At 56.3% G+C, this 13,445-nt stretch carries 11 protein-coding genes; 1 reads left to right on the top strand and 10 read right to left on the bottom strand.

What is annotated here, in order from left to right; genetic code table 11:
- Positions 1–70: 70 nt before the first annotated feature.
- From purH to htpX, 4 genes are all read right to left on the bottom strand, one after another.
- Positions 71–1,687: a bifunctional phosphoribosylaminoimidazolecarboxamide formyltransferase/IMP cyclohydrolase gene (gene purH, locus AC5I5B_RS19705; RefSeq protein WP_111834603.1), complete on the bottom strand. Its 1,617-nt coding sequence runs from the start codon at positions 1,685–1,687 to the stop codon at positions 71–73.
- A gap of 152 nt (positions 1,688–1,839) precedes the next feature.
- Positions 1,840–3,507 carry a heparinase II/III family protein gene (locus AC5I5B_RS19700; RefSeq protein ID WP_162695551.1) on the bottom strand — a complete coding sequence of 556 codons (1,668 nt, stop codon included), beginning with the start codon at positions 3,505–3,507 and terminating at the stop codon, positions 1,840–1,842.
- A gap of 125 nt (positions 3,508–3,632) precedes the next feature.
- Complete coding sequence (locus AC5I5B_RS19695) at positions 3,633–5,018, bottom strand: RsmB/NOP family class I SAM-dependent RNA methyltransferase (protein ID WP_111834602.1); 1,386 nt, start codon at positions 5,016–5,018, stop codon at positions 3,633–3,635.
- A complete protein-coding gene (gene htpX, locus AC5I5B_RS19690; protein ID WP_111834601.1) occupies positions 5,015–5,980 on the bottom strand; it encodes a zinc metalloprotease HtpX in 966 nt (321 codons plus the stop codon). The genes AC5I5B_RS19695 and htpX overlap by 4 nt, the downstream gene beginning before the upstream one ends.
- Positions 5,981–6,096: 116 nt before the next feature.
- Between htpX and AC5I5B_RS19685 the strand changes: the two genes are divergently transcribed.
- On the top strand, positions 6,097–6,306 hold the full coding sequence (locus tag AC5I5B_RS19685; protein WP_003505320.1) for a DUF1674 domain-containing protein: 210 nt from the start codon (positions 6,097–6,099) through the stop codon (positions 6,304–6,306).
- A gap of 59 nt (positions 6,307–6,365) precedes the next feature.
- Here the strand turns inward: AC5I5B_RS19685 and AC5I5B_RS19680 are convergent, their stop codons facing one another.
- The 6 genes from AC5I5B_RS19680 to rho form a co-directional block, all read right to left on the bottom strand.
- Positions 6,366–7,247, bottom strand: coding sequence for a ParB/RepB/Spo0J family partition protein (locus AC5I5B_RS19680; protein ID WP_003505321.1), 882 nt, complete (start codon positions 7,245–7,247; stop codon positions 6,366–6,368).
- 30 nt (positions 7,248–7,277) lie between these two features.
- A complete protein-coding gene (locus tag AC5I5B_RS19675; protein WP_003505322.1) occupies positions 7,278–8,072 on the bottom strand; it encodes a ParA family protein in 795 nt (264 codons plus the stop codon).
- Between the two features lie 19 nt (positions 8,073–8,091).
- Entirely contained in the window at positions 8,092–8,709 is a 618-nt protein-coding gene (gene rsmG, locus AC5I5B_RS19670) for a 16S rRNA (guanine(527)-N(7))-methyltransferase RsmG (protein WP_111834600.1), read from the bottom strand.
- 11 nt (positions 8,710–8,720) lie between these two features.
- Positions 8,721–10,604 carry a tRNA uridine-5-carboxymethylaminomethyl(34) synthesis enzyme MnmG gene (gene mnmG / locus AC5I5B_RS19665; RefSeq protein ID WP_495752784.1) on the bottom strand — a complete coding sequence of 628 codons (1,884 nt, stop codon included), beginning with the start codon at positions 10,602–10,604 and terminating at the stop codon, positions 8,721–8,723.
- Between the two features lie 63 nt (positions 10,605–10,667).
- Positions 10,668–11,999: a tRNA uridine-5-carboxymethylaminomethyl(34) synthesis GTPase MnmE gene (mnmE, locus tag AC5I5B_RS19660; RefSeq protein ID WP_162694597.1), complete on the bottom strand. Its 1,332-nt coding sequence runs from the start codon at positions 11,997–11,999 to the stop codon at positions 10,668–10,670.
- Positions 12,000–12,086: 87 nt separating this feature from the next.
- Entirely contained in the window at positions 12,087–13,352 is a 1,266-nt protein-coding gene (rho, locus tag AC5I5B_RS19655; protein WP_004444236.1) for a transcription termination factor Rho, read from the bottom strand.
- Positions 13,353–13,445 lie beyond the last annotated feature (93 nt).

Raw genomic sequence — 13,445 nt, 5'->3', positions numbered from 1 at the left:
ACTGTCCCACGTGAAACAAAAGGCCCGGAAATCACTTTCCGGGCCTTTGTCATTTCTGCCTGTTCCGCACTTAGTGGCGGAAGTGACGCATGCCGGTAAAGACCATTGCCACATTGTGCTCGTTCGCAGCGTCGATCACTTCCTGATCGCGCATGGAGCCACCCGGCTGGATAACAGCGGTAGCACCTGCGGCGATCGCGGCGAGCAGACCGTCAGCAAAGGGATAAAATGCTTCCGAAGCGACGGCAGAGCCGCGTGTCAGCGGCTCGGAAAGACCAAGAGCCTTGGCGGCATCTTCCGCCTTCTGGGCGGCAATGCGGGCGGAATCCACACGGCTCATCTGGCCGGCACCGATGCCTGCGGTCTGCCCGTCCTTAGCATAGATAACGGCATTGGACTTAACATGCTTGGCGATCTTGAAGGCGAACTTCATGTCTTCAAGCTCCTGCGTCGTTGGCGCACGCTTGGTGACCACCTGGAGATCCAGATCTTCGACCATGCCATTGTCGCGGCTCTGCACCAGCAGGCCACCCGAAACGGTCTTCGCCGTAATCCCGGCCGCGCGCGGATCAGGCAGACCGCCAGCGGTCAGCAGGCGCAGGTTCGGCTTGCGGGCGATGATGGACTTGGCTTCTTCCGTCACGTCAGGTGCGATGATGACTTCCGTGAAGAGCTTGACGATCTCTTCCGCCGTTTCCGCATCAAGCGTGCGGTTCAAGGCGATAACGCCGCCAAAGGCGGAAACGGAATCACATGCCAGCGCGCGCCGATAGGCTTCGGCAAGCGTCGGGCCGGTCGCAACGCCACAGGGATTGGCGTGTTTGATGATGGCAACGGCCGGCGCGTTTTCCGGCAGGAATTCCGCCACAAGCTCGTAAGCTGCGTCCGTATCATTGATGTTGTTGTAGGAAAGCTGTTTGCCCTGAAGCAGAGTGGCGGTCGCCACGCCAGGGCGCTTTTCGCCCGTCAGGTAGAAGCCTGCGCTCTGGTGCGGGTTTTCACCATAACGCATCTTTTCCTTCAGCGCGCCGCCGATGGCGCGGTAATCCGGCGTCTCGATCGCAAGCGCTTGCGCGAACCAGTTGGAAATCACCGCGTCATAGGCAGCCGTGCGGGCATAGGCCTTGGCGGCAAAACGCTGGCGTAGCGCATAGGAGGTCTGGCCGTCATCAGCCTGCAGGGCTTCAACCAGGTCAGGGTAATCGGACGGATCGGTAACAACAGTGACATAGGCATGGTTCTTGGCGGAAGCGCGGATCATTGCCGGGCCACCAATATCGATGTTCTCGACCGTCGTCGGATAATCGCCGCCCTTGGCGCGAACTTCCTCGAAAGGATAGAGATTGATAACCGAGAGATCGATCGCCTCGATGCCGTGCGCCTTCATCGCCTCGACATGCTCCGCGTCGTCCCTGATAGCCAGCAGCCCACCATGGACATTGGGGTGCAGAGTCTTGACGCGGCCGTCCATAATCTCAGGAAAATTCGTCACGTCGGAGACATCCGTCACCGGCAGGCCTGCTTCCGCAATGGCTTTCGCCGTACCACCGGTCGACAGGAGCTTGACGCCAAGCTTCGACAGAACCGTCGCCAGCTCTATAATGTCAGTCTTGTCAGACACGGAAAGAAGCGCCGTGCGGATTTTGACCTTGTCGGGGGCGGGGATTTTCTTGGACACGACGGCCATCAGGCATACTCCGTTCAACGGGGAGGACAGGCTGGAATGGGATTGATCCAGCAATTGCCGCCGCGTTAACACAGCTTACCGGATTAATAAACAGCGGGGATGTCAAACGGCGTAAACTATGGCGGTTTTTGCCCCGCACCGCCGGAAATTTCCTAGGCCTGGCGTTCGATCAGCCAGCGGATTTCCCGCGTATTCGCAAGATTGAAGGAGAGCTCGATCTGCTGAGAGGGCCGCATGCCGGACGCATCGGCCATGAAGACATCCTCGGTGACGAAAAGCTCCAGCCCGGGCGCCGAAAACAGCCAGACGGTTCCATCCGCCGCCTCCAAGTAGACCGACTCTTCGTCCCGCTGATGCAGCTGAATGTGAGGATGAATGTGGAAACGCGAAACCGCGGAGATCGACTGCAATTGCGTTTTTGCGGCATTCTCATCAGCCCGAAGCAGATCCCGGCCTTTTATCTTGGTGCCGGCCGCATTCAATTCTATTTCCCGCTCGTGATAGCAGCCGAAATTCTGCAAATAGCCGTCATGAGACGCCCACAGGATGTCATTGCCATTTGCATCCGTTCCACGCCGGCTGTCGACATGGCTGACGCCAGATACCATGATGGGACCAAGCAGCCGCGAGCGCGACAGTCTGCAGGATGATGTATCCGCAAGCGTGACGGTGGAATGCGCGGCCGTGGAACGGCTGGCCCGCTGATATTCCGGCGCGGCATTTCGCGGAAAGCCTGAATTGACGATGAAGCGGTTCTTGCCACAGGACATTTCAAAAGACAGGCAACCCGAATGGGCACTACGTGAAAGCTCCGCAGAAGCGGGATACCCCGTATCGACGATGATGACCGTATCGTCCGTCGCAAGCCGGTGATAGTTCACATCCGGCAGGACTTTGGAGGGCCTGCCAGCCGTTTCGTCGTAGCGCAGCACGGAAACAAGCTCATTGGCCAGTGTGGCCGTGGCGCCGTTGAACAGCGCGAGATCGCCGCCCTGATGCCGGAAGAACCGAATCGCCGGAAACATGCGGTCTATCGCCGGCACCAGACCGGAGGGGAGATCATGGCCCAGATTGATATAACTTTGTCGCAGCGGCAGGAGATCGAGCAGCAAATCCAGCATGACCCGTGGGTTACGGGAAACATGCCCGCCATCGGGCAGAATCTGGCGTTCCATTTCCTGAGCCAGCTTCATTCCGTTCCGGTTGATGCGCGACAGGCGGGTAGGCATGGCGATAGAGGCCATGGCAAGCGCGATCCTAACCCTCAGCCGCGCTTCGCCGTCAGGCGCATGTCTGACGATTCTTTCGAGATACCGCACGTGAAAGGTAAGGCTTTTCAGGAAACGGCGGTAAAAACCGGCATCAGCCTCGTATAAAACCACGGGAGAGTGCGAGAGCCAGGCTATCAACCTCTGCGCCGCGATTTCCGGCGACCAGGCGATACCCGCAAGCCGTCTGCCATGGATCACCATCCATTCGGCGACGATGCGGCGAGCCCGCTTGCAGGCCTCGCTCGATTTATCGGATCGAATATGACGCAGCCAAGTGAATGCATGCAGCCGTTCTTCGAAAACCGCCGAGGGGTAGTCCACCTGAAAGGGCGAAGCCCCGCCGGTTTCGACGACACGCCCGGCCAACGCGATGCGGCCCCGCAACAATTCCTCGGCGAAATAGGGATCGATCGCTCTGAGATCGGTCGGCGCCGCCACCAGACCATCGGGCACACGATTGGCAAATCGCGACACATGCAGGCGCAAAGGCGTAAGGCCGACACACAAATGACGATACGCCATCCGCGACAGAAGACCGGCGGCATTCATGCTGCCTGCAAAGGACCCTAACAAGCTGTGTTTCCCGTTTCACATGTTTTGTTTTTATCAGTGAACCGCGACGACCGGAACGTTTTCGATAAATATCTAATGATTCGCGAGAGCTTGGCTTTTTTCTACTTCTTACGCAAGACACTGCTAAAAAACCCATCGACGCCGCCGAACATATCAGGCGTCGTACGAAGATCGCCATCGGCGCTGATAGCCGCTTCCATTCCGGGCCAATCCTCGCGGCGGACGGCAACACGCTCCACGCCGGGATTTTCCGCCAGAACCTCGGCAATCATCTCCTCCCCTTCGGAAGGATCAAGCGAGCAATTGGAGAAGACCACGAGACCGCCGGGACCAACAAGGGTCAGCGCCTGCCGCAGCATCTGGCCCTGAAGAGCGGCCAATTTGGCGATATCGTTCTCATCCTTGGTCCAGCAGACATCAGGATGTTTGCGAAGTGTCCCGGTGGAAGAACATGGCGCATCAAGGAGAACCGCGTCAAAAAGCTGTTCCGGCTGGTACTTCAGCATATTCGCCTCCACCGTCTCGGCATTTAGGCCAAGTCGATCGAGATTTTCCCTGAGGCGACGAAGACGGTTGCCGGATTGATCCAGCGCCGTCACCCTGGCGCCCGCCAGCGCAAGCTGGGCGGTCTTGCCGCCCGGGGCCGCGCAGAGATCGGCGACACGCTTGCCGGAGATATCGCCCAGTAACCTGACAGGCATGCTCGCCGCAAGATCCTGCACCCACCATGCACCCTCGGCGAAACCTTCGAGCGATGGGATTTGTCCCTCGAATTCACCCAGTCGCACGCTGCCGTTCGGCATGAGCGTACCGCCCAGTTTCTCCGCCCAAAGAGCGGGATCCGCCTTGATCGTGAGATCAATGGAGGAGGGTGTCAGCTGCGCCTGCGAAATCCTTTGGGCTGCCTCATTTCCGTAAGCCGAAACAAGCCGCGCATAGAACCAGTCCGGCAGCACGGGAACATCGGCGACAGCCTTTTCGATCTCCGCTTTTTCACGACCGAGCCTTCTGAGAACGGCATTCACCAGCTTGACGAAACGCTTGTTGCGCGGATCACGGTGAGCCTGCTCCACGGCGAGGTCGACAGCGGAATGATCCGGCACATCGAGGTAGAGCATTTGGGCTGCACCGACGACAAGGACGTGGTGCAGCGATCGCGCGCCCTGCGGCAGCGGCCCATCGAGCAGCATCGACAATGCCGTTTCAATCCGGGGCAGGTGGCGAAACGCGCTGTTGACGATGGCCCTTACCAGCGCCCGGTCGGCAAGCGACAGGGCTCGATAGACGGGATTGCCGTTTTCGTTATCAAGCATCCCGTCCAGCGAGGTCTTCTTTTCCAGAACGGCCGCTAGAATGCGGGTGGCGGCAATGCGCGCGGCAAGGCCTGGCTTATCCTGGAAAGACGAAGGGCCGTCTTCACGGCCCCTCCCATTTGCAGGTCTCGGTTTTCTGGACCGCGCCGGCTTATTCTGAATATCGGATGTCAAGACCACGGCCCCTTGCGCTCGTTTTCATTGCCTCGTCCCCAGCCTGTTTTGGGAACAGAGCTTGATTTGCGCAGAGGTCTATCACCCGAGGACGGCGGCGTCGATCCTCGCGGAGAAAACTCCTGTGCCATGGCGTGCAGCGCCGCCACGCGGTTTTCCGTGTTCGGATGCGTGGAAAAGAGATTGTCCATGCGCTCGCCGGAAAGCGGATTGATGATGAACATATGCGCCGTCGCCGGGTTGCGCTCGGCATCATCATTGTGAATGCGCTGCGCCATGCCCGAAATCTTTTGCAGGGCGGAGGCAAGCCAGAGCGGGTTGCCACAGATTTCCGCGCCGCGGCGGTCGGCGGAATATTCACGCGTGCGGCTGATCGCCATCTGCACCAGCATTGCCGCCAGCGGCGCGACAATCATCGCAACCAGCACGCCGATAAAACCCAACGGGTTGTTGTTGTTCTCCCGGTTGCCGCCGAAGAAGAAGGCAAAATTGCCGAGCATGGAAATGGCACCCGCCAGCGTGGCGGTGATTGTCATGGTCAGCGTATCCCGGTTCTGCACATGTGCGAGTTCATGCGCCATGACACCGGCCACTTCCTCAGGAGTTAGCCGCTCCAGCAATCCGGTGGAAGCCGCAACAGCGGCGTTCTGCGGATTTCGTCCAGTCGCGAAGGCATTGGGCTGCGGGCTGTCGTAAATATAGACCTTTGGCATTGGCAGACCGGCATTCTGCGACAGATCGCGGATCATATGAAAAAACTCAGGCGCATTGGCCTCATCAATCTCCCGCGCATGATAGGCGGCGAGGACCATCTTGTCAGAATTCCAGTAGGAGAAAAGATTCATACCGGCCGCAATAAGCAGCGCAATCATCATGCCGCCCTTGCCGCCAATCAGAAAACCGACACCCATGAACAATGCGGTCATGAAGGCCAGAAGCATTGCCGTGCGCATCATGTTCATCCGTTAAACTCTCCTTCTCACTCACCGGGAATATTCCGGGGTTTATAAAGCCCATCAGATTATATAATCTGGTAAGCGGCAAACGTATTTCAATATCCCGTCATAGGGAGGATTTCATGCAGAATGCGGATAATGACAATGCCACGGACGGCGCAGAAAGGGCCAAGCAGCTTTCGCCGGCGGCGCAACGGGCTTTGAAGGAAGCAGAAGAACGGCGCAGACAACAGGCCGATCTGCAATTGCCGCCGGAAACCGGCGGTCGCGGTGGCGCTGAACCTGTGCGTTTCGGTGATTACGAAATAAAAGGCCGGGCCATCGATTTTTGAGCCCACAAATAAAAATACCCGCCTTTGGCGGGTATTTTATAATTAAAAACAATTAGTTACTACTTCTGCTCCAGAAGGCGGCATACCGCTTCAAGCTGTTCCAACGTCCGGTAACCGATGCGGATTTGCCCGGATCCACCTTTGTGGCTGATCTTCACATCGAGTCCGAGAGCATCGGACAGGCTGCGTTCGAGCGCGATCGTGTCGGAATCCTTTTCCGCAGCAGGTCGCTTCTCCGCGACATCACCCTGCGACTTGATATCGTTCTGCGCCAGGCGCTCGGCATCACGCACCGAAAGTCCCTTGGACACGATTGTTTTTGCAAGCGTCGCCGGATCGGATGTGGAAACAAGCGCACGCGCGTGACCTGCGGAAAGCGAACCATCCGCCAGCATATCACGTACCGGATCTGGAAGCTTGAGAAGCCGAAGGCTGTTGGCAACGTGGCTTCGGCTCTTGCCGATGATTTCGCCGAGATCATTTTGCGTATAGCCGTGTTCGGCGATCAGCTGTTCATATCCCATCGCTTCTTCGAGCGGATTGAGATCTGAACGCTGTACGTTTTCGACAATCGCTAATTCCAGCGCCGTGCGATCATCCACGTCGCGAACGATGACAGGGACATCGGTAAAGCCCGCCAGCTGCGCCGCGCGCCAGCGTCTTTCACCCGCAATAATCTCGTAGCGGTTGACTCCAACTGTTCTCACGACCACAGGCTGAACAATTCCGTGCTGACGAATGGAGGCGGCCAGATCCTGCAGCTCATTCTCATCGAAATGACGACGGGGGTTTCTCTGGCTGCGAGCGATGAATTCGATCGGAATGGTACGGTCAGCATTAACAGCGCGCTGAGGCTCACCCACCGGCACTGGTTGATCCATTTCTCCGATCAATGCAGCAAGACCGCGCCCCAGCCGACGCTTGGAAAGATCATCACTCATAAGATATTACTCCATACATTCCGGCAAACGTCAGGCGGCTTTACGCAGACGCTCTCTCTGGATCACTTCGGACGCCAGCTGCAAATAGGCCTGGCTGCCGGCGCATTTCAGATCGTAAAGAATTGCCGGTTTACCATAAGAAGGCGCTTCGGAAACACGCACGTTGCGTGGAATGAGCGTGTGGTAAACCTTTTCTCCAAGATGCGTGCGCACATCTGACACAACCTGTTGCGCAAGATTGTTCCGCGCATCGAACATCGTCAGAACGATGCCCTGTATATCAAGCTGCGGATTGACCGACCCTCGAATCTGACTGACCGTGTCCAGCAGCTGACTAAGGCCCTCCAGCGCAAAGAACTCGCATTGCAGTGGCACGAGTACAGAATGCGCCGCCGTCATCGCATTCATGGTCAGAAGATTGAAAGAAGGGGGGCAATCAACAAGAATATAGGAATAGCCTCTGGCTTCCTGTGTTTCCATGGCTGCGCGCAACAGAAAAACGCGGTTGGAAACATTCGCGACCTGCATCTCGAAACCGAGCAGATCCATCGTGGAAGGCACGATATCGAGATTGGGAACTGCCGTGGGAACAGCAACTTCCGCGACTCCATGATCTCCCACCAGAAGATCATAAGACGAAAGCTTGCGCTCCTTGCGGTCGATTCCAAGGCCGGTACTCGCATTACCCTGCGGGTCCAGATCCACGATCAGCACCCGCTCACCAATAGCCGCCAGCGCGGTAGCCAGATTAATGGCGGTGGTTGTTTTACCAACGCCGCCTTTCTGGTTAGCAACTGCGATAATCCGGTTTTTTTCAAAAGTCATACCGCACCTGGCCAGTTCGTCAGCGCCTCAAAACGAGGTTGCTGATTTCAAGAACAACAGAATCTGCCTCAATGGCACTCTGATGTTTTACCAGATCAAACTCCCAGCGACCATGTGCTTTCTGCACTTCGGAATCATAATCCCGGCCTTTATTAAAATAGGCCTTCAGATTTGGATTTTTCTGCGCCCAGGGGTGAATATAATCGAAAAGCAGGTCCAGTTCGGCGAGCGCGCGTGCTGAAACGACGTCGCAATTCTTGATGACTTCAGGTGCCGTCTCGATTCTGACAGGATGTACTGCACCTCTTGCACCGGTTTCCTTCAGTGCAATTCGCAGGAATGCCGCTTTTTTATTGTTGCTTTCAACGAGATCGACCCAGCCATCGCCAAGCTCAGCCAGAAAAATTGCAGTGACGACACCAGGGAATCCGCCCCCGCTTCCAAGATCGATCCAGTTTTTCGGCCGAGGGGAGAGCTGAAATATCTGCGCGCTGTCGGCGACATGCCGGCTCCAAAGCTCAGTGAGAGTGGAGGGCGCGACCAGATTTGTGGTTCTGTTCCACTTCTTAAAAAGCTCGACAAAATGTTCGAGCCTTTCCTGTGTTTCACGTGAAACACTCTGGCCGTTTATCTTCATAATCCGACTCGCTATTGGTGCATGCGCAATTTTTCATTTCGCGTTGCGGAGTCCTTCCGCAGAAGCGCGAGCAGCAGCGATATCGCAGCCGGTGTCATGCCGTCAACACGGGCGGCCTGCGCAATATTTTCGGGACGGGCTTTTTCCAGCTTTTGTTTAAGCTCATTGGAGAGGCCGGAGAGGTCCTTAAAGTCGAAATCGTCGGGAATTTTCCTGTCTTCATCCCGTTTGATATCAACGATATCAGCGCTCTGCCTCTGCATATAGACCGCATAGCTCGCTTCGATCTGCAAGACTTCGGCGACTTTCCTGTCAAGCGCGCCCAATTCAGGCCAATGTCCAGCGAGGGTCTCCAACGTCATATCAGGATAGGCGAGTAATTCATAAACGGAACGGCGCTGGCCGTCCTGATTGAGTTTCAATCCCTGTTTTGCCGCCTGGGACGGACTGATGGAGATTGCCTTCATCAACTCACGACCACGATCCAGATCGGAAATGAACTTTGCAAAGCGTTCCTGCCGCTCACGACCGACAATGCCCGCCATCTGGCCGACCGGTGTAAGTCGCAGATCCGCATTATCCACGCGCAGCGAGAGGCGATACTCCGCTCTTGATGTAAACATCCGGTAGGGTTCACTGACACCCTTTGACGTCAGGTCATCGATCATGACACCGATATAGGACTCGGTGCGGCTGAAATAGACTGGATCAGCATCGCCCGCATAAAGCGAAGCGTTCAGACCGGCCACGAGACCCTGGGCACCCGCTTCTTCATAACCGGTCGTGCCGTTGATCTGGCCGGCAAGAAACAGCCCCGGAATCTTGCGGCATTCCAGAGACGGCTTCAGCTCGCGCGGATCGACATAATCATATTCGATCGCATAGCCAGGCTGGAGAATTGTAACCTGTTCAAGCCCGGGTATCGTCCTGATAAATTGCTCCTGCACAGAAGCGGGCAGGGAAGTCGATATGCCGTTCGGATAGATGGTGTGATCATCAAGGCCTTCCGGCTCAAGAAATATCTGGTGGCCGTCCCGCTCGCCGAAACGGGTTATCTTGTCTTCGATTGACGGGCAATAACGCGGACCAACCCCTTCGATCTGACCGGAGTACATTGCCGATAGATGAATATTGTCCTTGATAATCCTGTGACCAGCAGGCGTGGTGCGAGTGACGCCACACTCGATCTGGGGATTAACAATATGATCCGTCATGAAGGAAAACGGTACGGGATCCTCATCAGCCGCCTGGCGATCCACCGCATTCCAGTCAATCGTACGTCCGTCCAGTCGGGCAGGGGTCCCTGTTTTCAGACGACCCATAACAAGACCGAGCCGTGAGAGCGTGTCCGAGAGACCTAGAGACGGCATTTCTCCTACGCGCCCCGCCGGAATCTTTTCGGAACCGATATGAATGAGACCACGCAGGAAGGTGCCGCTCGTCAGCACGACGGCGCCGCAAGGAATCCGGCTACCGTTTTTCATGATAACCGCCGCGACCCGATCATCGTCCATTTCAATATCGAAAGCATCGCCCTCAATAATCGTCAGGTTTTCAATCGCATCGATTTCACGCTGCATCGCCTCGCGATAAAGCCGTCGATCGGCCTGTGTGCGCGGCCCGCGAACAGCGGGGCCCTTCTTGCGATTGAGCATGCGGAACTGAATACCCGCCGCATCGGCAACGCGGCCCATCAAACCATCCAGCGCATCGATCTCACGAACGAGATGCCCCTTGCCGAGACCGCCGATAGCGGGGTTGCAGGACATGACGCCAATCGTCTCGCGCTTGTGGGTCACAAGGGCGGTCTTTGCGCCGTGCCTTGCAGCCGCGGCAGCGGCTTCGCTACCCGCGTGACCACCACCAATAACAATGACATCGAATGACTGGTGCATATCCTTGCGCCCTGTTCCGTCAGCGTCAACATCACGGTCTCAGCCGCCGATGTTTCACGTGAATCATTTTCCTATGCAGAATTCCGAGAAGATCACGCCCAGCAAATCTTCCACATCAACACGGCCGGTGATCCGTCCGAGCGATGTGGCGGCGAGCCTCAAATATTCCGACCTTATAGCAAGATCTGGGGTCGCGGAATCGAGCGCATCACTAACATAGTTCAGCGTCTCTTCAAGTCGTTTTTTATGACGGGCACGGGCGGGAAACAAAGTCTGGCCGGCGCCGACGCGTTTTTCTATCTCCTGCTTGAGCACCGAACGCAATTCGTTCAGGCCTATTCCCTCTTTGGCTGAGATAGACAAATCAAATTGATCGTCCAATGTAGTGGGATGAAGTGCAGCTTTTGTTCTAACCCGGAGATAGCTCCGATTTTTGAATGATTCGAGAGGTTGTTTCGGGGGCGAATCATTATCTTGCAGCAGTAGAATAATATCTGCCGTTTCAGCTGTCAGAACCGCACGCCGAACACCTTCCAGTTCCACGACATCCTGTGTTTCCCGTATTCCTGCCGTATCGAAGATCCGGACCAGATAACCTTCCAGATTGATGTCGACACTCAAGACATCTCTCGTCGTGCCGGCAATGTCGGTGACGATCGCAACATCTCGGCCGCTGAGGGCATTCAAGAGGGTGGATTTGCCCGCGTTCGGTTCGCCAACGAGCGCAACCTTGAACCCGTCACGAATGATTTCGCCACTTCCGCCTCCCTGGAGATGATCACGGATTTCCCCGCGCAACTGCGCCACTGCGTCCCAGACCTGTGCAGCCACCGAATCCGGAACATCCTCTTCGTCTGCAAAGTCCAGTTCCGCTTCTATAAGGGCGCGAGCCCGCGTCAGGCGACTGGCCCAGCCATCATAGAGTGCCGATAATTTGCCGGTGCTCTGTTCCACCGCCAGCCGTCGCTGCATTTCCGTTTCGGCTTGCAACAGATCTGCCAGACCTTCGACCTCAAGGAGGTCCATCTTCCCGTTCTCGAAGGCTCTACGGGAAAATTCGCCAGCATCAGCGGGTCGAAATCCACTGAGGTTTTCGAGTTCGGTAAAAATCGAAGCGATAACCGCGCGACTGCCGTGGCTATGAATTTCGACGCAATCCTCACCGGTGAAAGAATTTGGCGCTGGAAAAGCAATTACCAGCGCTTGGTCGATCACCTCATTGTTTCGATTCCGAATCGAGCAGAGTGTGGTCTTTCTTGGTGATGGAAGGTCCCGACCCGTCAGCATCTTCAAGGCATCAAAAGCCCCTGACCCGCTGATCCTGAGAACAGCGACGCCAGCAGGCAAGGCACCGCTGGAAAGCGCATAGATCGTATCGGCGGAAGCTGGCATCATTTACCTCGGTCTAAAACAGTCAAGCCGCATCCGAGTGAACGGATACGGCTTTACAAATCTTATGATGAATCCGGCTAAAAGTTCGGATCAGGTATTCATCGATTCAAAGAAATCCGAATTGTTCTTTGTCTGCTTCAGCTTGTCGATCAGGAATTCGATGGCGTCCATCGTTCCCATCGGCGCGAGAATGCGGCGAAGAACGAAAATCTTCTGCAGATCCTGGCGCGGCACCAGCAGGTCTTCCTTACGCGTACCGGATTTGAGAATATCCAGAGCCGGGAAGATACGCTTGTCGGCAACCTTGCGGTCAAGCACGATTTCCGAGTTGCCGGTACCCTTGAACTCTTCGAAGATGACTTCGTCCATACGGCTGCCGGTATCGATCAGCGCCGTGGCGATAATCGTCAGCGAACCGCCTTCCTCGATATTACGAGCAGCGCCGAAGAAACGCTTCGGGCGCTGCAGGGCATTGGCATCCACACCACCAGTCAGGACCTTGCCGGAGGAGGGAACAACCGTGTTGTAGGCGCGGCCAAGACGGGTGATGGAATCGAGCAGGATGACAACGTCGCGGCCGTGTTCGACCAGGCGCTTCGCCTTTTCGATGACCATTTCAGCGACCTGCACGTGACGGACTGCCGGCTCGTCGAAGGTAGAGGAAACAACCTCGCCCTTCACCGAACGCTGCATGTCGGTCACTTCTTCCGGACGCTCATCGATCAGGAGAACGATCAGATAGCATTCCGGATGGTTTGCCGTGATGGAATGGGCGATGTTCTGCAGCAGAACCGTCTTACCGGTGCGCGGCGGCGCCACGATCAAACCGCGCTGGCCCTTGCCGAGCGGCGCGACAAGATCAATCACACGCGACGACAGGTCCTTCGAGGTCGGAACATCCAGTTCCATCTTGAAGCGCTCATTCGGGTAGAGCGGCGTCAGATTGTCGAAGTGAACCTTGTGGCGGATCTTTTCAGGATCGTCGAAATTGATCGTGTTGACCTTGAGAAGTGCGAAATAACGCTCGCCTTCCTTGGGGCCGCGGATCGGGCCTTCAACGGTATCACCGGTCTTCAGCGAGAACCGGCGGATCTGCGAGGGCGAAATATAGATATCGTCCGGACCGGGCAGATAGTTTGCGTTTGCGGACCGCAGGAATCCGAACCCGTCCTGCAGGACTTCAACGACGCCTTCGCCGATTATTTCGATGTCCTGGCTCGCGAGAACCTTGAGGATTGCGAACATAAGCTCCTGCTTGCGCATGGTGCTCGCATTTTCAACTTCCAGGGATTCAGCAAAAGTCAGCAAGTCGGTAGGCGATTTGCTCTTAAGTTCCTGAAGCTTCATTTCAGCCATGAAGGAAAGACCGTTTAATAATGTAATTTGGGGGAGGGCGTGTTCGCGAATCAGATGCTGAGGAAGACACCGCAGATGACTGAATAATTCACA

This window comes from Agrobacterium sp. (genome assembly GCF_059499945.1).
This window is presented reverse-complemented; position numbering and strand designations above follow the sequence as displayed.